Source organism: Tessaracoccus lubricantis (assembly GCF_039544535.1).
Taxonomy (GTDB): domain Bacteria; phylum Actinomycetota; class Actinomycetes; order Propionibacteriales; family Propionibacteriaceae; genus Arachnia; species Arachnia lubricantis.
Map to the genome: position 1 here is coordinate 59,190 of NZ_BAABLV010000035.1, position 20,700 is coordinate 79,889.

18 protein-coding genes are annotated in these 20,700 nt (G+C 68.1%); 9 read left to right on the forward strand and 9 right to left on the reverse strand.

Translation table 11 applies throughout. The annotated features are described in order from the left end of the window. The first annotated feature begins 94 nt into the window (after positions 1 to 94). Both ABEA30_RS10575 and ABEA30_RS10580 read left to right on the forward strand, forming a co-directional pair. Positions 95 to 541 carry a PTS sugar transporter subunit IIA gene (locus ABEA30_RS10575; RefSeq protein WP_345582603.1) on the forward strand — a complete coding sequence of 149 codons (447 nt, stop codon included), beginning with the start codon at positions 95 to 97 and terminating at the stop codon, positions 539 to 541. A 68-nt stretch (positions 542 to 609) separates the two neighbouring features. After that, the gene (locus ABEA30_RS10580; protein ID WP_345582605.1) at positions 610 to 1,500 is read left to right on the forward strand and encodes an acyltransferase family protein; all 891 of its coding nucleotides are present in this window, start codon (positions 610 to 612) and stop codon (positions 1,498 to 1,500) included. Here ABEA30_RS10580 and lpdA read toward each other — a convergent pair. Continuing rightward, positions 1,490 to 2,890, reverse strand: a complete 1,401-nt coding sequence (gene lpdA / locus ABEA30_RS10585; protein WP_345582607.1) for a dihydrolipoyl dehydrogenase — start codon at positions 2,888 to 2,890, stop codon at positions 1,490 to 1,492. The two genes, ABEA30_RS10580 and lpdA, sit on opposite strands and share 11 nt — an antisense overlap. A gap of 92 nt (positions 2,891 to 2,982) precedes the next feature. On the opposite strand from lpdA, the gene ABEA30_RS10590 reads away from it, so the two are divergent. Further along, positions 2,983 to 4,518 (forward strand): helix-turn-helix domain-containing protein, encoded by a 1,536-nt coding sequence (locus tag ABEA30_RS10590; protein WP_345582609.1) that lies wholly within the window; start codon positions 2,983 to 2,985, stop codon positions 4,516 to 4,518. Positions 4,519 to 4,525: 7 nt separating this feature from the next. On the opposite strand, the gene pdxY is transcribed toward ABEA30_RS10590, so the two are convergent. Beyond that, the gene (gene pdxY, locus ABEA30_RS10595) at positions 4,526 to 5,377 is read right to left on the reverse strand and encodes a pyridoxal kinase PdxY (RefSeq protein ID WP_345582611.1); all 852 of its coding nucleotides are present in this window, start codon (positions 5,375 to 5,377) and stop codon (positions 4,526 to 4,528) included. A 154-nt stretch (positions 5,378 to 5,531) separates the two neighbouring features. Here pdxY and ABEA30_RS10600 point away from each other — a divergent pair, with 154 nt between their 5' ends. Together ABEA30_RS10600 and ABEA30_RS10605 are read left to right on the forward strand one after the other, a co-directional pair. Further along, positions 5,532 to 6,257, forward strand: a complete 726-nt coding sequence (locus tag ABEA30_RS10600) for a glycerophosphodiester phosphodiesterase (protein WP_345582613.1) — start codon at positions 5,532 to 5,534, stop codon at positions 6,255 to 6,257. Between the two features lie 51 nt (positions 6,258 to 6,308). Beyond that, entirely contained in the window at positions 6,309 to 6,650 is a 342-nt protein-coding gene (locus ABEA30_RS10605) for an RNA polymerase-binding protein RbpA (RefSeq protein WP_345582615.1), read from the forward strand. A 13-nt stretch (positions 6,651 to 6,663) separates the two neighbouring features. Here the strand turns inward: ABEA30_RS10605 and ABEA30_RS10610 are convergent, their stop codons facing one another. From ABEA30_RS10610 to lnt, 3 genes are read right to left on the reverse strand one after another with little or no spacing between them, the layout of a single operon-like run. Beyond that, a complete protein-coding gene (locus tag ABEA30_RS10610) occupies positions 6,664 to 7,194 on the reverse strand; it encodes an FxsA family protein (protein ID WP_345582617.1) in 531 nt (176 codons plus the stop codon). Then, the gene (locus ABEA30_RS10615; RefSeq protein WP_345582619.1) at positions 7,194 to 7,979 is read right to left on the reverse strand and encodes a polyprenol monophosphomannose synthase; all 786 of its coding nucleotides are present in this window, start codon (positions 7,977 to 7,979) and stop codon (positions 7,194 to 7,196) included. Before ABEA30_RS10615 ends, ABEA30_RS10610 begins: the two co-directional genes overlap by 1 nt. Then, positions 7,966 to 9,531, reverse strand: coding sequence for an apolipoprotein N-acyltransferase (gene lnt, locus ABEA30_RS10620; protein ID WP_345582621.1), 1,566 nt, complete (start codon positions 9,529 to 9,531; stop codon positions 7,966 to 7,968). Before lnt ends, ABEA30_RS10615 begins: the two co-directional genes overlap by 14 nt. A 52-nt stretch (positions 9,532 to 9,583) precedes the next feature. Here lnt and ABEA30_RS10625 point away from each other — a divergent pair, with 52 nt between their 5' ends. Further along, a complete protein-coding gene (locus tag ABEA30_RS10625) occupies positions 9,584 to 10,474 on the forward strand; it encodes a 5'-3' exonuclease (protein WP_345582623.1) in 891 nt (296 codons plus the stop codon). A 3-nt stretch (positions 10,475 to 10,477) separates the two neighbouring features. Here the strand turns inward: ABEA30_RS10625 and metW are convergent, their stop codons facing one another. After that, the gene (gene metW, locus ABEA30_RS10630; protein ID WP_345582625.1) at positions 10,478 to 11,083 is read right to left on the reverse strand and encodes a methionine biosynthesis protein MetW; all 606 of its coding nucleotides are present in this window, start codon (positions 11,081 to 11,083) and stop codon (positions 10,478 to 10,480) included. Further along, positions 11,080 to 12,210, reverse strand: a complete 1,131-nt coding sequence (gene metX / locus ABEA30_RS10635; protein WP_386084536.1) for a homoserine O-acetyltransferase MetX — start codon at positions 12,208 to 12,210, stop codon at positions 11,080 to 11,082. The genes metW and metX overlap by 4 nt, the downstream gene beginning before the upstream one ends. Before the next feature lie 126 nt (positions 12,211 to 12,336). Here metX and ABEA30_RS10640 point away from each other — a divergent pair, with 126 nt between their 5' ends. Continuing rightward, positions 12,337 to 12,528, forward strand: coding sequence for a hypothetical protein (locus ABEA30_RS10640; protein WP_345582627.1), 192 nt, complete (start codon positions 12,337 to 12,339; stop codon positions 12,526 to 12,528). Here ABEA30_RS10640 and ABEA30_RS10645 read toward each other — a convergent pair. Continuing rightward, a complete protein-coding gene (locus tag ABEA30_RS10645) occupies positions 12,525 to 13,805 on the reverse strand; it encodes an O-acetylhomoserine aminocarboxypropyltransferase/cysteine synthase family protein (RefSeq protein WP_345582629.1) in 1,281 nt (426 codons plus the stop codon). The genes ABEA30_RS10640 and ABEA30_RS10645 overlap by 4 nt on opposite strands. A gap of 325 nt (positions 13,806 to 14,130) precedes the next feature. Between ABEA30_RS10645 and ABEA30_RS10650 the strand changes: the two genes are divergently transcribed. Together ABEA30_RS10650 and ABEA30_RS10655 are read left to right on the forward strand one after the other, a co-directional pair. Then, complete coding sequence (locus ABEA30_RS10650) at positions 14,131 to 16,140, forward strand: putative Ig domain-containing protein (RefSeq protein WP_345582631.1); 2,010 nt, start codon at positions 14,131 to 14,133, stop codon at positions 16,138 to 16,140. Positions 16,141 to 16,334: 194 nt separating this feature from the next. Continuing rightward, positions 16,335 to 19,877, forward strand: a complete 3,543-nt coding sequence (locus ABEA30_RS10655; protein WP_345582633.1) for a family 20 glycosylhydrolase — start codon at positions 16,335 to 16,337, stop codon at positions 19,875 to 19,877. 61 nt (positions 19,878 to 19,938) lie between these two features. Here ABEA30_RS10655 and ABEA30_RS10660 read toward each other — a convergent pair whose 3' ends face one another. After that, positions 19,939 to 20,640, reverse strand: coding sequence for an alpha/beta fold hydrolase (locus ABEA30_RS10660; RefSeq protein WP_345582635.1), 702 nt, complete (start codon positions 20,638 to 20,640; stop codon positions 19,939 to 19,941). Positions 20,641 to 20,700 lie beyond the last annotated feature (60 nt).

The following is a 20,700-nucleotide window of genomic DNA, read 5'->3' on the forward strand; positions in this document are numbered from 1 at the left end:
AATGTTGCTTATCGGACAATCGTGAGGAACGGGGATTCCCAGCAGCCCCGGTGGCGTGCGTGAGACGATGACCCCACCGAGCTGAGGAGCTTCCATGCAGATTCTGGCGCCGTGTGCCGGCCGTGTGATCGCCATGAGCGATGTCGATGACCCGGTGTTCAGCCAGCAGATCGTCGGGCCGGGTGTCGGCATCCAACCCCAGGCGGGCCGCGCACAGGTCGTGGCCCCGGCGGACGGTCGCCTCCTCAAGGTGGATCCCCACGCGTTCATCCTCCTGGTGGGCGACGCCCTCGGCATCCTCGTCCACGTCGGCATCAACACCGTTCAGCTCCAGGGTGAGGGCTTCGAGGTGCTTGCGGCCAAGGGCGACGCCGTGACCGCCGGCACGCCCATCGTCGCCTGGAACCCGGATGACATAACTCAGCCCGGTGTCTCGACGACGGTGGTCATCGCAGTGATGGACCACGCGCCGGATTCGGTGGAGGCCCCCAGCGTGGGCACCGACGTCGCTGCCGGGGACCCGCTCTTCACCGTCGACTGATCGTCCGGTCAGCTCCGCTGACCCCGCCCCGCCGCTACCACGCCACCACCATCCCCTCCCTTGTCGGAGTGCAATTCCCCGCGGAGGTCAACGACTGGTTCGTCTGGCTCAGCCCAGTGCGCATGCCGGTGCTGATGTTCCTGTCGGGCATGTTGCTCGACCGCAGCCTCGCCAAACCGATCGCTGGGTACATCGACGGCAAACTGCGGCACATCGCCTGGCCCTACGTCGTCTGGGCACTCCTCACAGCGCTCGTCACACGGCGGCCGGAGTCCGTTGCCGAGGCCGAGCATTGGGTGGCAGGTCCCTTCCACCTCTGGTTCCTCGTGGTGCTTCTGGCGCTGTACGCATTCGGTGCCGTCACGCGGCACGTCCCGCCTGTCATCGTGGCCATGATCTTCGCCGGCGCTTCGCTCCTCAGCCCCGTCGAGTACCTGCCGGTCGAGCGGCTGTTCTACTTCGGCGTGTTCTTCTTCGTCGGCTGCGCGGTGAGCCGCCACGCCCAGCTCGTCACCAAGCTGGGGGCCTGGTGGCCAGCCGCTGGCACAGCGCTGCTGGCCGCGCACGTCGCGGCTGACGGGAGACTCTTCGATGGCAGCCCGGCCGCCGAAACCCTCCCCGGCACCATCGCCCTGGTCGTCGTCGCGGTCTGGCTCGCCACCAGACTCCCCCGACTCCCCCTCATCGAAGTGCTGGGCAGACACAGCATCGTGTTCTACACCGCCCACTTCACCGGGGTGCACCTGGCCGCCGAACTCGGTTCCTACCTCCACCTCGGCACCACGGCCCTCTATGCGCTGGCGCTCGCCGGCGGACTTGGTCTGCCCTCCGCCTTGCTGCTCCTGCGACGGTGGACCGGCGTCCTCTTCGCGCTCCCCCGCCGTCGGGAAATGGCGACGCCCGCCCCGCGCGTGGCGGAGCGGGCGCCCTTCGTCGACGTTCCGCTGGTCAGAAGTTGATCATCTGACCCGCGATGCCGTGCGCGGCCTCCTTGAGGGCCTCGGACAGCGTCGGGTGCGCGTGGATGTTGTGCGCGACTTCCTCAGCGGTCAGGTCGTAGGCCTGCGCCAGGGTCAGCTCGGGCAGGAGCTCGGTCACGTCGGGGCCGATCATGTGGGCGCCCAGGATCTCGCCGTAGGTGGCGTCGGCGACGATCTTCACGAAGCCGGTGGCATCGCCCAGGCCCCAGGCCTTGCCGTTGGCCGCGAACGGGAACTTTGCCACCTTGACGTCGAAGCCCTTGTCCTTGGCCTGCTGCTCCGAGTAGCCGAACGAGGCGATCTGCGGCTGGCAGTAGGTGGCGCGCGGAATCATGTCGTAGTTGATCGGATGCGGGTGCTCCCCCGCGATCTTCTCCGCCGCGACGATGCCCTGCGCCTCAGCGGTGTGCGCCAGCATCATCTTGGCGGTGCAGTCGCCGATGGCATAGATGTGGGGCACGTTGGTGGCCATGAAGTCGTCGATGGCGATCGCGCCGCGTTCGGTGAGCTCGACGCCGGTCTTCTTGAGGCCGTAGCCCTCGGTGCGCGGGGCGAAGCCGATCGCGGAGAGGAAGCGATCCGCCTCCAGCACCTGCTGGTCCCCGCCCTGCGCGGGGCTCACGGTCACGCGGACGCCCGAGCCGGTGTCCTCGATGCCCTCGACCTTGGTGGAGGTGAGCACCTTGATGCCGAGCTTCTTGTAGGCCTTGGCGAGCTCCGCCGAGATCTCCGCGTCCTCCGTGGGCACCATCCGGTCGAGGTACTCGACGATGGTGACGTCGACCCCGAACTGGCTCAGCACGTAGGCGAACTCGGTGCCGATGGCGCCGGAGCCGCCGATGATGATCGACCCGGGCACCGAATCCGCCAGGATCTGCTCCTCATAGGTCACCACGTTCGCCGAGCGCTGAGTGCCGGGCAGCATGCGGGTCACCGCGCCGGCCGCGATGATGCAGTCCTTGAAGGTGACGGTCTGCTTCTCACCGCCGTCCTTCTCCACCTCGATCGTGTTGGCGTCGACGAACGTGCCCCAGCCGTCGATCTCCTGGATCTTGTTCTTCTTCATCAGGAAGTGGATGCCCTTGGTCATCCGTTCCGACACGGCCCGGCTGCGGGAGAACGCCTTGCCGTAGTTGAACGTGACTTCGCCCTCGATGCCGTAGGTGTCGGCCTCATGGTTGAAGATGTGGGCCAGCTCCGCGTTGCGCAGCAGGGACTTCGTGGGGATGCACCCGACGTTGAGGCACACACCGCCCCAGTAGCGCTTCTCGATGATGCCGACCTTCAGGCCGAGCTGGGCGGCCCGGATGGCGGCGACGTAGCCACCTGGTCCGGCGCCGAGGACAACGACGTCAAATTCAGAGCTCATGCGGCCCACTCTAGTGCTCTTTGTGGTCCCCCGTGTTCGGCAACCATCCGTCCAATGGCAGAATTATCTCATCCATGAGATAACCTGTTCCGATGAGTGCAACGAGTGAGTCCATCGGCCGGATGATCCGCGACGCAAGGTCGTCGCGGGGCTGGTCGCAGCAGCGGCTGGCCGACGAACTGGGCACCGTCCAGAGCGCGGTGCACCGGATCGAGAACGGGCAGCAGAACCTCTCCCTCAGCATGATCGGCCGCCTCGCGGAGGCCTTGGAGATGCCGCTGATCCAGACGGTGACCGAGGGCACGGTGAACTTCGAGATCGAGGGCGGCCGCAAGCTGTCGGGCGAGATCGACGTGCGCACGTCCAAGAACGCCGCCATGGCCATCCTGTGCGCCAGCCTCCTCAACCACGGCCGCACGGTGCTGCGCGGCATCGCCCGCATCGAGGAGGTGGACCGCATCTCCGAGGTGCTCACCTCGATCGGCGTGAGCCTCACGTGGATCGGCGACAACGACCTCGAGATCAAGCGCCCCGCACACCTCACCCCGCAGACCATCGACTCGCGCGCCGCGCGGCGCACCCGTTCGATCCTGATGCTGCTCGGGCCCCTGATGCACGAGTTCGACCAGTTTCGCCTGCCGTTCTCCGGTGGCTGCGACCTGGGCGCCCGCACCGTGCACCCCCACATGTCGGCGCTGAGCCGCATGGGGTTGACCGTCGACGCCACCGAGGGGCACTACCACGCCACCGTCGGTGACCGCAGCGTGGAGCACCGCTCCATCACGCTCATCGAGCGCGGAGACACCGTCACCGAGAACGCCATCATGGCCGCCGCCCGCACCCCGGGCGTCACCACCCTGCGCAACGCGTCGGGCAACTACATGGTCCAGGACCTCTGCTTCTACCTGCAGCTGCTGGGTGTGCAGATCGACGGCGTGGGCACCACCACGCTGACGATCACCGGCGTCGACCGCATCGAGGCCGACGTCGAGTACCACATCTCGGAGGACCCGATCGAGGCGATGAGCCTGCTCACCGCCGGCATCGTCACCCGCTCCGAGATCACGGTGCGCCGCTGCCCCATCGAGTTCCTCGAGGTGGAGTTCGCCGTCCTCGACGAGATGGGCCAGGAGATGCGCCTGTCCGAGGAGTACCGCAGCCGCAACGGCAAGACGCGGCTCGTCGACGTGACCGTCGTGCCGTCGGAGCTCAGGGCTCCCCTGGACAAGATCCACCCGATGCCGTTCCCCGGCCTCAACATCGACAACCTGCCGTTCTTCGCCGTGATCTGCGCCACCGCCACCGGCCAGAGCGTCATCTACGACTGGGTCTACGACAACCGCGCCATCCACCTGAAGAAGCTCTCGGAGTTCGGCGCCAACATCCAGCTGATGGACGCGCACCGACTGCTGATCATCGGTCCCACCCGGTGGCGCGGCCGCCGCATCGAGTCCCCGCCCGCGCTGCGCCCTGCGGTCTGTCTGCTGCTGGCGGCGCTCGCAGCCCGCGGCACCACCACGCTGATGGACGTCTATGTCATCAACCGCGGCTACGAGGACCTGCCTCAGCGGCTGAACAAGCTGGGCGCCAACATCAACACCTTCTGGGGCGAGCCGGCCCAGGCCTGAACCCGGTTCAGAGCCAGGTGGCGGTGAACACGAAGCGCGGATCGACCAGGTCGTTCTGCGCGGCGACCAGACGCAGTTCCTGGTGATCGGCCGACGCGGTGGCCTCCAGCACCGAGTAGACGACAGAGGCCGTCTGGCCCAGCGCGTCGGCCGAGTCCTTGGTCTCGAGCCACTTCGCGAGGAACACCGCCGTCGTCAGGTCTCCCGAGCCGGTGAACTTCCGGTCGATGACGGGGGTGGTCACCTCCCAGGCCCCGGCGTCGTCGACGACGACCATCCGCATCACGTCGTCGAGGTCGTCCGGGCCCACCACCGACGTCACCACCACGACGCGGGGCCCCTTGGCGCGCAGCTCCTCCGCCGCGGCCAGGACATCGCCGATGGACGACGTCTCGCGGCCGGTGAGGAATTCGAGCTCGAACAGGTTGGGCGTCATGATGTCGACCTGGCTGACCACGTGGTCACGCCAGAACTCCGGGATGCCGGGACGCGCGTAGAAGCCGCGGTCGACGTCGCCCATCACCGGGTCGGCGCAGAAGATCGCCTCGGGATTCTGCTCCTTGATCAGCCGGCCCGAGTCCAGGATGACGTGACCCACTTCGGGGGCGCCGAGGTAGCCGCACAGCAGGGCGTCGACCTGCCCCATCACTCCCCTGTCATTGATGCCCTGCACCACGTCCCACACGTCGGTGGCCGGGATGAGCGGGCCGCGCCACGCGCCGTAACCGGTGTGGTTGGAGAAGTTGACCGTGTAGACCGGCCACACGTCGACGCCGAGGCGCTGGAGCGGGAACACCGCCGACGAATTGCCGGCATGGCCGTAGGCGACGGCGGACTGGATCGAGAGGACTGTGGTCACCCCGCCATTTTGGCACCACCCCCGTCTCTGTAACTATTTGGTGTCGCCCGGGGGCTCGTGTCGTTCAGCCGGTGGCGAAACACCAGCCCACCCCATACGATGAGCGTCTATGGCGGAGGTATACCCCGATTACCTTTCTCCCGAGTTCGTGGCAATGGCTCACCGAGGCGGGTCGTTCCTGACCGCCAATTTGGGCATCGAGAACACCATCCGCGCCTTCGCCAACGCCGTCGCGCTCGGCTTCCGCTATCTGGAGACCGACGTCCACACCACCCGCGACGGACACTTGGTGGCGTTCCATGACGTGACCCTCGACCGCGTCACGGACGTGGCGGGTTCGCTGCGGGACCTGTCCCTGGACGAACTCAGCAGCCTCCGCGTGGGTGACCGCGAACCCATTCCCACGCTCGACGAGCTCTTCGAGACCTTCCCGGACATCAACTTCAACATCGACATCAAGTCGGTCACCGCGGTCCAGCCCCTCGTCGACGCCATCGTGAAACACGGGGCCGAGAGGCGGGTCTGCGTCGGCTCCTTCGCCCGCACCCGCATCCGCCGGTTCCGCAGTCTCCTCCCGCAGGTTCCCACCGCCGTCTCCCCGACGGGGGTCGCAGCGTTGACGATGGGCGTCATCTCCTCGGGGGGCGATGTCTACCAGGTGCCGTTGGAGCACCCCGTCGGCCCCGTGACCGTCGACATCGTGACGCCGAAGAACATCGAACGGATCCACGCCGCCGGCCGCAGGATCCACGTCTGGACCGTCGACGACCCCACCACGATGCACCGACTGATCGACTGGGGCGTCGACGGCATCGTCACCGACCGCCCCGACTTCCTCAAAGACGTCCTCCGTGCACGGGGGATGTGGTCTACTCGATGAGGAACCTTTGCGGTTCCCGGTTCGTTGGTATTGGCAGACGAAGGAGGGAAGATGGCTGATCGCGCATTGCGCGGAGTCGGTCTCGGCTCGAAGACTTTCGAGGACGAGCAGGGCATCGAGTTCGCAGAGCGTCAGAACCTTGCATTCGACTGTCCCAAGGGGCACCACTTCGAAGTGACCTTCGCGGCAGAGGCTGAACTCCCCACGGAGTGGGAGTGCAAGCAGTGTGGCCTCATGGCCGTGCGCTCCGACGGTGTCGTGGGCGAGGAGAAGGTCGAGAAGCCGGTGCGTACCCACTGGGACATGCTTCGGGAACGACGCTCGATCCCTGAGCTGGAGGACATCCTCGAGGAGCAGCTCACCAAGCTGCGCGAGTCCGACAGGCTCTACTGAGAACTACCCGTCACTACTGATCGTCGAGGTCGCCACGGATCACGTTTCCGTCGGCGGCCTCGTCCTTTTCCACGGCGATCCCGGGAATGAGGGTGTCCATGGTCGGGTCAGGGACCGTGGTGCCCCTGATCACCGTGGGGCCGCCGTGCACCGACGAAGGCTTCAGCACGCGCCCCGCCCACCAGCTCAGCCCGGATCGGACGAACGGGCGGGTGAACGGCAGGAGCAGCAACAGGCCGAGCACGTCGGTGAGCAGCCCCGGCACGGTCAGCAGGATGCCCCCGGCCAGCACCAGGCTGGCGTCGGCCATCTGGCCGGTCGGCAGCTGGCCGGAGCGGATCGCCTCCGACAACGCGCTCCACGCCTTGCGCCACTCGCGCTGCATCAGGTAGAAGCCCAACACCGTGGTGGCGCCGATCAGCACCAGGGTCCACCAGCCGATGTGGCCCGCCACCCAGACGATGGCCGCGATCTCGGCCACGACGAGCACCAGCAGCAGGGCGGCGGTGATCCCCAGCGCCACCGCGCCACGACGGGGCGCCATCAACGTTCCTTGGGACGCCCGCGGCCGAGCAGGCCGGAGACGAGCCGACCCAGCTGCCCGAGCCGGTGCTCGATGCCCCACAGGGTGGTGCGGATCAGCGCCTCGATGACGATGCTGCGGCTCATCTTCGAATCGCCGAACTCGCGTTCGACGAACTCGATGGGCACCTCGACGACCTTGAAGCCGTGCTTGATGGCCCGCCACACGAGGTCGATCTGGAAGCAGTAGCCGGCGGAGGCCACCTCGTCGAGGTTCATGCCGCGCAGCGTGCTGGCGCGGTAGGCGTTGAAGCCGCCGGTGGCGTCCTTGACCGGGATGCCCAGCATGAGCCGGGTCCAGAGCGAGCCGCCCTTCGAGATCAGCACACGTGAGGCGGGCCAGTTCACGATGGAGCCGCCGCGGACCCAGCGGGACCCCTTCACCATGTCGGCACCGTCGTCGATGGCCTGCAGCAGACGCGGCAGTTCCTCGGGCTGGTGGGAGCCGTCCGCATCGTGCGAGACCAGCACGCCGTAGCCGTGCTCCAGACCCCAGTCGAAGCCCGCCAGGTAGGCGGCACCGAGGCCCTGCTTGCCGGTGCGGTGCATCACGTGCACGTGCTCGTCGGCCTCCGCCATCCGGTCTGCGATGTCACCGGTGCCGTCCGGCGAGTTGTCGTCGGCGATGAGGATGTGCGCTTCGGGCACGGCCCTGCGCAGCCGGTTGGTGATGCTCTCGATGTTCTGCGACTCGTTGTAGGTCGGGATGATCACGAGCACGCGGTCGAGGGCGTCAGTGCTGGTCATGTGGCTGTCCTTGGGGTGAGTTGTTCCGGGCAATGCTACCGGCCCCCGGCTCACGGCGGAGGAGGGCGTAGGCCAATGCGCCGAGCGTGATGGCGAGTGCTGCCCAGGCCGGGGCCGACCCGATCCTGACCGGCAGGCTGACGTTGAAGCGCAGGGGCACCTCGACGATGCGGTGGGCAGCGTCGAACTCCTGGGTGAGCCCGTGGACGCGGCCACGGGTGTCGACCAGGCCGGTCAGGGCGTTGAGCGTCGACACGACGATCTCGCGTCCGGTCTCCATCGCCCTGACACGGTTGATGACCAGTTGCTGGGCGGGTTGGAACGTGCCGCCATAGGTGTTGGTGTTCGACTGCGACACGATGACCTCCCCGCCGCCGCGCACCGCGTCGTAGCTGGTGTCGTCATAGGCCAGTTCGAAGCAGATGATGGTGCCCACCAACAGGTGGGGGTTCTCGGCGATGGGGGCGGCGACGACGCCGGGCCCCTCCCCCGGCACGGATTGGCGGCCGATCTGCTTCAGGATGGGCAGCCTGGGCAGCAGCACGTCGCGGAACGGGATCCACTCGCCGAACGGGACGAGGTCACGCTTGTGGTAGATGTCGCCGGGCCCGTCCAGCGGGTCCCACCACAGGCTGGAGGTCTGCCGCGTGTCGGGCTCCGGGCCGTTCATGACGGCGCCGACGAAGATCGGCACCTCGGCCAGCAGCGCGGCCACCTCCACCATCCGGCGGGTCACGGGGTCGTCGATGGGGTCGACGTCCGTGGCGTTCTCCGGCCACAGGACGAAGTCTGGCGCGGGCCCGCCGTTCGTGCGGGCCTCCGCCAGCGCGAACACGGTCTCGCTGAGGGCGTTGTTCGTCACCGACCGGGCATACGAGGCGGTCCCGTGTTCCTCACGGTTGACGTTGGGCTGGACCACCGCGATGGTCATCTTGGTCTCCGGCTCCGCGTGGGGGGCCAGGTTGAGCAGTCCGCCCACCACGAAGATGGCCACCGTGCCCGCGAGCACCCGGACGCGCCGCCTCCGGTCGAGGAGCGCGAAGAGCAGGGCGTTGGCCACGAGCGCCACCAGGTAGGAGGCCCCCGTCACGCCGACGAAGCCGAGCCACCCCGACATGGGCTGGTCGATGACCGTGAAGCCCAGCCGGGTCCAGGAGAAGCCGCCGAACGGGATCCGGCCCGAGGCGAACTCCATGGCGACCCAGGCCGCCGGGACCAGCAGCGGCCAGAACCGCAGCCGCACGAGCCGCGAGACGACCAATGCCAGCAGCCCCCACCACAGCGACAGGAACACCACCAGCGCGACGCCGACCCACGCGCCGAGCACCGACACCCAGGACACCGTGAGCGCGTTCATCGCCAAACCGACCAGGACGCCGTGTGCGAAGGCCGAACCGGGGCGCCGCCCGGCGACCAGCCAGGTGAACAGCGCCAGCCCGGTCACCGTCGCGGGCCACACTCCCATGGGCGCCTGCCCGGCACCGATGAGCAGGCCGGTGCACCCGGCCAGCAGGAGCGACCGGCCGAGGGGCAGCGGGGGGGGTGAGATCACGCGGGAAGCTTACCCTCGCTGCGCCGGTGCCCCGGTGTGCCACGATGGGCCGGTGAGCACGCAGATGGTCTTCGACACCTCCTACCTGTACTTCCGGGCATTCTTCGGCGTCCCCGCCACGTTCCGCTCCCCCGACGGCCGCCCTGTCAACGCGGTGCGCGGCACGCTCGACTTCATCGCGAGGCTGATGCAGCAGTACTCCCCCGACGACATCGCGTGCGCCTGGGACGTCGACTGGCGCCCGCAGTGGCGAGTCGACCTCATCCCCTCGTACAAGGCCCACCGGGTCGTCGAGGTCGCAGGCGCCGAGATCGAACAGGTCGACGACGACCTCACCGTGCAGGTGCCGATGATCCGCGCGGCGCTGGAACTGCTCGGCATCCCGATCATCGGCGCCAAGGACCACGAGGCCGACGACGTGCTGGCCAGCCTGGCCCGTCGCCACGACGGCGTGAGCCTGGTCGTCACTGGCGACCGCGACCTGTTCCAACTCGTGGACGACGCCACCTCCGTCGTGTACGTGGCGCGCGGCGTGGCCAAGCACGAGCTGGTCACCCCTGAGGTGCTCGCGGCCAAGTACGGCCTCACCGCTGATCGATATGTCGACTTTGCAGTGCTCCGCGGGGACCCCTCCGACGGCCTGCCGGGCGTCAAGGGCATCGGCGACAAGAGCGCGGCGTCGCTGGTGACCACCTACCCCAGCCTCGAGGCCATGGTGGAAGCCGCCGTCGCATCGGATTCGGGGATGTCGCCGTCGATGCGCAGCAAGCTGCTGGCCGACGTCGACTACCTCGCGCGCGCCCGCGAGGTGGTCACCTGTGTCGACTCCCTGCAACTGCCGGGGCTCGAACGCGGCGCGGTGGACGCGGACGGCGCCAAGCGGCTCAGCGAGGAACTCGGCCTGGGCGGCTCGATGGAACGGCTGCTGGCCGTGCTGGCCTGACGCCTAACGGCCCGCGTGCAGGAGGTACAACGACGAGCTGGCCGCCCAGTTGGCCGCGAGGTTGCCCAGCTTGTGCGGGTGCCCGTCGGCGTCCAATGGGATGCGCCGGTCGATGACCATGTCGAGCTTGCTGAACAGCGGTTCGAGGTCAGGCAGCGACGTGTGGTGCAGGTTGGGCGTGTCGTACCACTTGAACGGCAGGTCCTTGGACATCGGCATCCGGCCGCGGAGCAGGCGCAGCCGGTTGCGCCAGTGGGCGAAGTTCGGCATCGACACGATCGAGTGCAGCGCGATCCGGCGCATCTCCGAGAGGACCGCGCGCGGCTTGTGCACGGTCTGCAGCGTGCGGGAAAGGACGACGAAGTCGTAGGAATCCGCGGCGAACTCCCCCAGCTGGGTGTCGAGGTCGAGTTCGATGACGTCGACACCGCGGCGCAGGCACGCGAGGACGCGGTCCGGCGCGACGTCCACCCCGGTTCCGGTGCAGCCCTTGGCCTGCAGCATCGCCAGGAGGTCGCCGTGGCCGCAGCCGAGGTCGAGCACCCGGCTGCCCTCCGGGATGAGCGAAGAGATGACGGCGAGGTCCGGCCGGAACAGGCTGGAGGTCATGCGATCTCCTCCGCTGCGCGGTCGAGGAAGGCCTTGACGGTCGCGTGATAGTCGGGCAGTTCCAGCAGGAAGGAGTCGTGGCCCCACGCCGACTCGATCTCCCTGAACGAGGTGGGGATGCGGGCGCCCTCGAGGTGCCGCACGATGCGGCGGGTGTGCTCGGTGGAGAAGCGCCAGTCGCTGGTGAAGCTGACCAAGAGGAACTTCACGGGATCAGCCTTCAGGCTGTCGAGCGACCCCGGGTCCGCGAACGCGTCGAAATAGTCCATCACCCGGGTGAGGTACAGGTAACTGAGCGCGTCGAACCTGCTGAGGAACCGCTCGCCCTGGTACTCCAGGTAGCTCTCGACGGCGAAGTCGATGCCGAAGTTCGGGGAGAGCTCGCCGCCCTGGGCGCTGCGGCCGAACTTCTCCTGGAACGCCTCCTCCGACAGGTAGGTGATGTGGGCCAGCATCCGCGCCACGGACAGGCCCTTGCCGGGAACGGTGCCGTGGCTGAGGAAGCGGCCGTCGTGGAAGTCGGGGTCACGCATGATGGCCTGCCGTCCGACGGCGGAGAAGGCGATGTTCTGCGCGGTGAGCCGCGAGGAGGCGGCGAAGATCATGGCCCGCGACAGGTCCTCCGGGTGGTCGAGCGACCACTGCAGCACCTGCATGCCGCCCAGCGAACCGCCCACGACCGCCGCGAACCGCTCGATGCCGAGGTGCCGCGCGAGGCCCCTGTGCACCGCGACGAAGTCGGACATGTCGAGGAGCGGGAAGTCGAGCCCGTAGGGCTCCCCCGTGGCGGGGTTCACCGAGGCCGGTCCCGTGGTGCCCTGGCAGCCGCCCAGGACGTTGGAGCACACGACGAACCACTGGTCGGTGTCGATCGCCTTGCCGGGGCCGATGAGGTTGTCCCACCAGCCGGGCCTCGTGTCGCCCTCGTGGAACCCGGCCGCGTGGGCGTCGCCGGTCAACGCGTGGCAGATGTAGACGGCGTTGCTGCGCCCGTGGTTGAGCGTGCCGTAGGTCTCGTAGGCGACATCGACGAACGGCAGCGTGGTGCCGCTGCGCGTGGTGAACCCGTCGTCGAAGATGCGGGCCGTGGACGTCTCGACCACTCCGACGCTGCCTGGGGAAGTCACCCGGCCATTCTTGCAGGAACCGGCGCGAGACTGCGAGGACCGGTCACCGACGGTGGGCGCCCCGGACCCTTCCCGGCGCACCCGGCAGGGGCTAATGTGGCACGACACCCGAAGTGAGGAGCACCGATGTCCGAACAGCGCCCCGACCCCGCGTCGGAATCCGCACCCCTGGCCGACCCGAAGCGTGACGAGGTCCGCGAAACCGACGAGGAGCATGCGCACACCGCGGACAAGGCCATCCCGGAGGATCGTGTCGAGGAGACGAGGATCCACCAGGAGACCTCACCGCGTGAACAGGTGGGCAACGAGGGCCCCTAGATCTGGTCGAGCGCCTGGGTGATGTCGGCGACGATGTCGTCGATGTGCTCGATGCCGACCGACAGGCGCACCATCTCGGCGGGCACGCCGGCGGAGACGAGTTCCTCGTCGCTGAGCTGCGAGTGGGTGGTCGAGGCGTTGTGGATCACCAGCGACTTCGCGTCGCCGATGTTGGCCAGGTGGCTGAACAGCTGCAGCGATTCGACGAACTTCTGGCCCGCCTCGCGGCCGCCGGCGATGCCGAACGAGACCAGGCCGCCGAACCCGCCCTTCAGGATGCGCTTGGCGATCTCGTGCGTGGGGCTCGACTCCAGGCCCGGGTAGTTGACCCACTCGACCTTCGGATGGTCCTCGAGGAAGCGGGCGACGCTCAGCGCGTTCTCGCTGTGGCGCTCCATGCGCAGGTGGAGCGTCTCGACGCCCTGCAGGATCAGGAACGAGTTGAACGGTGAGATCGTGGCGCCGGTGTTGCGGATGAGGACGGTGCGGGCGCGGATGATGTAGGCGAGGTTGCCTGCGGCTTCGGTCCACACGACGCCGTGGTAGGCCGCGTCGGGGCTGGTCAGGCCGGGGAAACGCTCCGCATGCGCGTTCCAGTCGAAGTTGCCGGAGTCGACGATGACGCCGCCCAGCGAGTTGCCGTGGCCGCCCAGGTACTTGGTGAGCGAGTGCACGACGACGTCGACGCCATGGTCGAACGCGCGGGTCAGGTGCGGCGTCGGGACGGTGTTGTCGACGATGAAGGGCAGGCCCAGTTCGTGTGCCGCTGCCGACCACGCGTCGAGGTCGATGACGTTGAGGGCGGGGTTGCCCACGGTCTCGCCGAAGACCAGCTTGGTCTTGGCGTCCACGTGCTGCGCCAGTTCCTCCGGCTTGCCGGGGTCGACGAAGCGGGCCTCGATGCCGAACTGGGCCAACGTGTGCGCGAAGAGGGCGTAGGTGCCGCCGTAGAGGGTGGACAGGGCGACGATGTTGTCGCCCGAGTAGGTGAGGTTCAGCACGGAGTAGGCCACGGCGGATGCGCCGGAGGCGGTCACCAGCGCGCCCACGCCGCCCTCGAGCGCCGTGAGTCGGGTCTCGAGCACGTCGCTGGTGGGGTTCATGAGGCGCGAGTAGATGTTGCCCGGCTTGCGCAGCGCGAACAGGTCCGCCGCGTGCTCGGCGTCGTCGAACACGAAGCTGGTCGTCTGGTAGATCGGGACGGCGCGGGAGTTGGTGGTGGGATCTGGCGTCTCCTGGCCGGCGTGTACGGCGAGGGTCTCCGGGCGGTAGCTCATGGGCGTTCCTTCAGGCGTGTCGGGCTGTGCACGAGAACTTAGTGCCCGGCCGCGGACGCGTGAAGGGGTTCCATTACGCGAACAGCGGACACGGCGGTGACGGGGCGCGCGCGGCCCCACGCGGCTGATATCGCTCACTCTGGATGAGCGAATGCAGTGCGGGCGCCGCCTCCACACGCGCTCCCGACCGCCGCACACGCCGTTGGTCGGGAACATTGTCCACATCATTTGCGGAAAACCACCGCCGCAGGGGTTGCCGAGGAGCAGCATGGGCTCAAGCCGGTGCCAACCGGTCGGTAAACCGCCGTAGTGAAGGACGTTTTCAATGACGAAACGCAGACCGTTCCTCGGGATCCTCGCCGCAGTTGCCCTCGTGCTGGGCCTAGCGGGAGGCGTCGCCACGCCACGTGCCGCCGCGGAAGACCCACCCCTCTCCATCGCCGTGACCAGCCCGCCCGAGGCGGTCGTCGGCGGAACCGACGTCACCCTGACCTTCGCCGTCGATGGCGTGACGTCGCTCACCATGCTGCACGTCGACGTCTCTGCCGGCTGGCAGGTCTCCCCCACCCGGCAGTGGGTGCTGCCCGGCGAGACCACCAAGACCGTGACGCTCCGGGCCCCGATGAGCGGGGCGGATCTCACGCTCATGGCAGGGCTCACGGCCGCCGACGGTGGCCATGCCTCCCTCGCCACGGGCATCGCGCTGACGCTCCCCCAGGGTCCGTTGGACATCGCCGGCGTGGTGGCGTGGGATTCGGCCGAGCCCGCTGAGGCGCTCGACAATCCTGGCAGCGGCTATGTCGCCGCCGCCATCGACGGCGATCCAGCCACGTTCTGGCACACCGAATGGGCCGCGGAGAACAAGCCGCACCCCCACTTCATCGTGCTGGACCTCGGCTCGGTGAAGGCCGTCGACTCCTTCGTGTACCAGCCGCGCGTGTACAGCAGCTGCAACTTCCCGAACAACGAGACGGCGTGCAACGGGCAGATCGTGTCCTACGAGCTCTACGCGGCCACGGGCAGCTACGGCACCCGCACGGCTGAGGAACTGCAGGCCACGACGTTCGCCGAGCCCGGCGACGCGGCCCACAGCCTGATTCAGGCAGGCACCTTCTCGAGCGCCGACACCGCGGCCAAGACGATCACCTTCGAGGAGACGGTCACCACGCGTTACCTCAAGCTCGTGTCCCTCAGCGCGGTGCCGGACAACGCCAACGGCGCCAGCAACTACCCGGAGGGCCAGCCATGGGCCCATGCGGCCGAGCTCCGGGCCATCGGCACCCTCACCGGAGAGTCGCCGGAGCTGTCCGACGTGCCGCTCACGCCGCGCGTGGTCGTGAGCCCCGCGACGGCGATGCCCGGTGATGCCATCCAGGTGAGCGGTGGCGGTTTCGAGCCGGAGGAGACCGCCGTGGTCGAAGTCGGCGGCGAACTCGTGGCCAGCCTGGCCGTGGACGGCCAGGGACTGGTCTTCACGACGCTGGTCGTGCCCGGCGGACAGCAGCCCGGCACCGTCACGATCGACGTGACCGACGGGACGAACTCCGCATCCGCCACGCTGGAAGTGCTCGAGGTCCCGGACACCGCCGGGCCGGTCATCCAGCCCATCGCCAACGTTTCCAGCACGGTGGGCAGCGCGGTGTCGGTGGCCGTGCGGGCCACGGACGACTCGTTGCCGTTGACGTTCTCCGCCACGGGCCTACCCACAGGCGTGACGATCAATGCCACCACGGGCGTCATCTCCGGCACCCCCACCGTCGACGGGGCGTTCACCGTGAAGGTGAGCGTCACCGATGCGGAGGGCAACGCCGCGAACGTTTCCTTCGTGCTCACGGTGGCCAAGAAGACGCCCTCCACGAGCCCGACGCCCACCGCACCGGACAAGTTCGTGCGCACGGCCCCGTACACCCTCGCCGGCAAGCACCTGCTCAACGGGCGTGACTGGATGACCACCTGCGATGACTACTCGCAGACGGAGCGGTGCCGCACCGACATCTGGGCCACGATCGTGGTGATCGAGGATGGTGGGTTCGTGCGGAAGTCCGGGTGGGCGTTCAACAACCTGACCTATCTGCCGTACATGACGCGTGCTGCGTGGAAGGGCAATCCGTTGGGTGACCTGGGTGCCACCACGAACGGGACGTTCACGTCGGCGGGTCGTCAGTGGCGCACCGAGTGCGACACGGCGGCCACGGGTCGTGGGGCGTGTCGTTCCTACACCTGGACGACGGTGTACGCGGCCACTCCCAAGGCGGGCGGCGGGTATGCCTTCTCCCAGGCCAACCGCTGGGTGTTCAACAACATCGTGATGTTCGGAGACCCCAGCTGGAGGTGACCCGACATTGGTGAACCGAGACGGTCCCCGGAGGCGCAGGCCTCCGGGGACCGTCTCGCAAATGAGCAGTCCAGTTCGTCATGTGCGCCGCCTTGGGGCGGGTTCGTTGACGTGGACGGCACGGAAAGGGACCATGGGCAGTCGACGGCCGGTGTACCCAGCCGGTTCGCATTCATGAAGAGAGATGTCGTTCAATGACGAATCGCAGACCGTTCCTCGGAATCTTCGCTGCCACGGCCCTCATGGCGGGCATGGCGGTGACCATGCCCTCCCCGCCGGCCGTGGCGGCCGAGACCATCCGGACCGCGACCAACGGTGCCCCGGCCAGCATCCCGGGCCTGTCGAACTGGACCGCCGGCACCGGTGGCTTCCAGTTCGAGACCGACACCCGCGTGCTCGCCGGCGCTGGCACCGAGGCTGAGGCTGCGACCCTCGCCGCCGACCTGGGCGCCGCCCTGGAGACCAGCGTGCAGGTCGCAGCCGGGACGCAGCGCCCGGGCGACGTCACGCTGACGCTCGACGCCACCCGCAGCGCGGTGCTCGGTGAGGAGGGTTATGCCATCGAGGTGGGCGAGGGCATCGAGGTCACCGCCGCGACGGAGGCCGGCCTGTTCTACGGCGGCCAGACCGCTGTGCAGTGGGCCGTGCTCGCCGGCACGACGGCCACCATCCCCGCCGGGAACAGCGTGGACGTACCCGCCTATCCGATCCGCTCCGTCGGCATCTGCGCGTGCATCGTCAACATCTCGATGGAGAAGTTCGAACAGGTCATCAAGGAGATGGCCTACTACAAGATGAACGAGCTCTGGATCGAGCTGAAGGTCGAGTCTGAGGCGTACCCCGAGGCCACCTTCTGGTCCTACTACACCAATGAACAGGCCGCCCACCTGGCCGAGTTCGCCGCGCGCCACCACATCGAACTGGTGCCCGAGGTCAACTCCCCCGGCCACATGGGTCCCTGGCTGCAGAACCTGCCCCACCTGCAGTTGGTCAACGCCACGGGCGAGCGCCAGCCCACCCAGCTCGACATCTCGAAGCCTGAGGCGCTCGAGGTCGTCAAGAACCTTGCCTCCGAATACATCGAGAAGTTCGACCTCGACTGGTACCACATGGGCGCGGACGAGTACCTGCTCGGCGCCGGGTCCTTCGACAACTATCCACAGATCATCGCGGCCGCGCGCGAGAAGTTCGGTGCCAACGCAACTGAGCACGACCTGTTCGTCTGGTTCATCAACGAGGTCAACGCGCACGTGAAGACCCAGGGGGCAAACCTGCGCATCTGGAACGACGGCATCCCCGCCCAGGACAACATCGAGAAGCTCGACAGCGACATCATGGTCGAGTACTGGTACCGGCAGGGCCGCACCATGCAGAAGACCCTGTCCGACGGCAACGACGTGGTCAACACGGACAATCGTCTCTACTTCACCCGAAACGGCGCTTGGGGCACTGCGGAGGCACGCTGGAACGAGAACTGGACGCCGCACACCTACTACGGCGCCGCCATCGACGACACCACCACGCCCGGGAAGATCCTCGGCGGCAAGATGGTGCTGTGGCCTGACAACGGCCCCGGCACCACCGAGAACGCGCTGTTCGCACAGATCCATGACACTCTGCGCTTCCTGGCGCAGGCGACGTGGAGCAAGCTGCGCCCCACCACCACCTACGCCGCCTTCAACCAACTCGGACAGCAGCTCGGCAACGGTCCAGACACCCTCGCCATCGACTACGCGCCGCTGATCCCTGGTGACTACACGATCCGGTCCGACGGCATGCACCTCACCGTGACCGACGGTGTCGTCGCCATGACGGACACGGAGGCGACGTGGAGCTTCAGCACCACGTCGGACGGCTACTACAAGATTGCCCAGGGAGATCAGTGCCTGGCCATGGCCGCAGGAGACTCGCTCAACCTGAGCGCGCCCAACACCTTCGGCCAGAAGCCGATCGTGACGGCCTGCACCTCGACCCCGCGTGAGGCTGGGAACCTGCAGAAGTGGTGGATCCGCCAGGTCGAGGGTGGCTATACCCTCTCCAACGCCATCTCGAACATGCCGCTCGTAGTCGCAGGCGCCGCGGTGGCGCAGCAGGACCCGAACGTGGCGGCGGGAACCGCCTTCGCCATGGTCGGCGACGGCGTGGCCACCACGGCCGGCTCCCTGGGGCGCCTGCTCGCTGGCGTAACCGTCCGCGTGCCCGTGACCGTCCGCAACCTCGAAGACGTTGCCGTCAGCAACGTCGTCGTCTCCCCCGTCGTGCCTGAGGGCTGGCTGGTCGACGTCGGAGCAGCGGAGGTCGGCAGCCTCGCTGGGCAGGCGGGCGAGAACCTCACCTTCCGCATCACCCCGAATGCCGGGCCCGCGGGCGCCCAGGTGTTGGAATTCGTGACGTCGTGGACCGATGCCTCGGGAGCGGCGCGCGAGCGCACCACCAGCGTGCCACTGACCTTCTCCTGCACTGCCAACGTCACGGCCCCCTCGGAGGTCGTGCGGGTCTCGAGCGAGCAGGACGACTTGCAGGAGCGCGCGCCTGCGACCAACGTGATCGACGGCAATCCCAACACGTTCTGGCACACTCAGTGGAACGGCTCAGAGCCGGCCCACCCGCACCAGATCGTCGTCGGCCTCGCCGCAGAGTCTGAGATCTGCGCCGTCACGCTCACACCGCGTCAGGGCGTGTCGTCGGGTGCGGTGAACGGTCAAATCAAGGGCTTCGAGCTCTACGTCACCAGTGACCGTGCGGTTGCCACGAACACCGCTGGCACCCCGGGCGCTGTGCCAGCCGGATGGACGAAGGTCGCTGAGGGCAACCTGCCGGCTGGACAGTCGCCGCAGTGGATCCCGTTCACCCAGACGGTCAAGGCGCAGTACATCCTGCTGGTCGCCAAGTCTGCGCAGAACGCGAGCCACCCGTGGACCACGCTGGGTGAGTTCTCCGTCGACCTGGTCGGGGACGACACCACTCCGCCCGTGGCGGTCGCAGGCGATGTGAGCCTCGAGCAGGGCAAGGCAGCCTCGATCCGTGTCGCGGCGGCCGACGCGTCGTCGCTGACCTTCGAGGCGACCGGTCTGCCGGCGGGCTTGTCGATCGACGCCTCCGGCGTCATCAGCGGCACGACCACGGCCGACACCGGGCAGTACCCGGTGTCGGTCGAGGTGACCGACGCGCAGGGCCTCAGCACCACCGTGGCGTTCACGATCACCGTGACGCCGAAGGCCAATCCGTCGCCCACCCCGACGAAGCCCACGCCGACGAAGCCGACCAAGCCCGTGACCACGCCGCCGGCCGGAAAGTTCATGCCCACCGCGCCGTACACCAAGCCCGGGCTGCACACGATCAACGGGCGTCAGTGGAACACGGCCTGCGAGGCCTACTCGCAGACCGAACGCTGCCGCACCGAGATCTGGGCCACCGTCGTGGTGATCGAGGAGGGCGAGTTCGTGCGCAAGAGCGGGTGGGCGTTCAACAACCTCACCTACCTGCCCTACATGACCCGCGAGGCGTGGGCGGCCAACCCCCTCGGCCACACAGCCGAGTGGACCGCCGCCTCCGACGGCCGCAAGTGGAAGACCGAGTGCGACACCGCCGCCACCGGCCGCAACGGCTGCCGCTCGTACACGTACGTGACGGTCTACACAGCCACCCCGAAGAGCACTGGCGGCTACGCCTTCAGCCAGAGCAACGAATGGGTGTTCAACAACATCGTGATGCTGGGTTCGCCGTCGCTGCGGTGATCCCCCGAACGACCTGAGCCCCCGGTCGCGATCCGCTCGCGGCCGGGGGCTCTGCGTTGTCCTAGCGGCCCCCGCCGGCCTCGGTGAGGATGACGGCGGCCAGTCGCTCGGGCTGACTGGCCTGAGGCCAGTGGCCCGAAGCAAGGTCGACGTAGGCCACCTCCTTGATCCGCGGCAGTTCCGCGACCGGGTGGAAGCCCTGCGTCACCCACTGCTGGACTTCGGCCTGGCCGTACTCCGGGCACACCATCACCACCCGCACGCCGTAGCGTTCGGGGTTGCCCAGCGACTGCGTGCCGAGCGCATAGTCGGCAGGCGCCGGGGACATGTGGCCCTCGAGCCAGGCCCGGTCGCCGTCGGAGAGGTCGGCGACGTCCGGCCCGTCGAAGGGTTGCCAGCCCGGGAACGGGAGGACGCCGTCGTCGGTGGCCTCGAAGCCGTCGAGCAGGGCCATGCCGTCGGGGATGGGGAACCCTCCCACCAGCATCACGCTGCACACCCGGCCCGGTCTGCGGTCGGTGGCGGCCCAGGCCGCAGCGCACGCTGCGGAATGCCCCACCATCAGCGCAGGGCCGCCGGCGTTGTCGATCTCGGTGACGATGGCGGCCACCAGGTCGCCGTACGTGACGTGCCGGGGGTCCCCACCGTCGTGGCCGGGTGGGGTGAGCGCGGTCACACGGTGGCCGGCCTTGAGTAGGTGGGGGGTGACGCGCTCCCATGAGCCGCCGTCGAGCCAGAGTCCGGGGATGAGGATGATGTCCATGCTGCGCTCCAACCAGAGTTCGGGGACCTGCACCGCTCAGCCTAGGGGGCTGGCAGCATG

Bases quoted from the DNA above. Each gene is read 5' to 3' on its own strand.
- ABEA30_RS10575 (WP_345582603.1), top strand. From the start codon at position 95: ATGCAGATTCTGGCGCCGTGTGCCGGCCGTGTGATCGCCATGAGCGAT.
- lpdA (WP_345582607.1), bottom strand. From the start codon at position 2,890: ATGAGCTCTGAATTTGACGTCGTTGTCCTCGGCGCCGGACCAGGTGGC.
- ABEA30_RS10590 (WP_345582609.1), top strand. From the start codon at position 2,983: ATGAGTGCAACGAGTGAGTCCATCGGCCGGATGATCCGCGACGCAAGG.
- ABEA30_RS10600 (WP_345582613.1), top strand. From the start codon at position 5,532: ATGGCTCACCGAGGCGGGTCGTTCCTGACCGCCAATTTGGGCATCGAG.
- ABEA30_RS10605 (WP_345582615.1), top strand. From the start codon at position 6,309: ATGGCTGATCGCGCATTGCGCGGAGTCGGTCTCGGCTCGAAGACTTTC.
- ABEA30_RS10610 (WP_345582617.1), bottom strand. From the start codon at position 7,194: ATGGCGCCCCGTCGTGGCGCGGTGGCGCTGGGGATCACCGCCGCCCTG.
- ABEA30_RS10615 (WP_345582619.1), bottom strand. From the start codon at position 7,979: ATGACCAGCACTGACGCCCTCGACCGCGTGCTCGTGATCATCCCGACC.
- metW (WP_345582625.1), bottom strand. From the start codon at position 11,083: ATGACCTCCAGCCTGTTCCGGCCGGACCTCGCCGTCATCTCTTCGCTC.
- ABEA30_RS10640 (WP_345582627.1), top strand. From the start codon at position 12,337: ATGTCCGAACAGCGCCCCGACCCCGCGTCGGAATCCGCACCCCTGGCC.
- ABEA30_RS10645 (WP_345582629.1), bottom strand. From the start codon at position 13,805: ATGAGCTACCGCCCGGAGACCCTCGCCGTACACGCCGGCCAGGAGACG.
- ABEA30_RS10650 (WP_345582631.1), top strand. From the start codon at position 14,131: ATGACGAAACGCAGACCGTTCCTCGGGATCCTCGCCGCAGTTGCCCTC.
- ABEA30_RS10655 (WP_345582633.1), top strand. From the start codon at position 16,335: ATGACGAATCGCAGACCGTTCCTCGGAATCTTCGCTGCCACGGCCCTC.
- ABEA30_RS10660 (WP_345582635.1), bottom strand. From the start codon at position 20,640: ATGGACATCATCCTCATCCCCGGACTCTGGCTCGACGGCGGCTCATGG.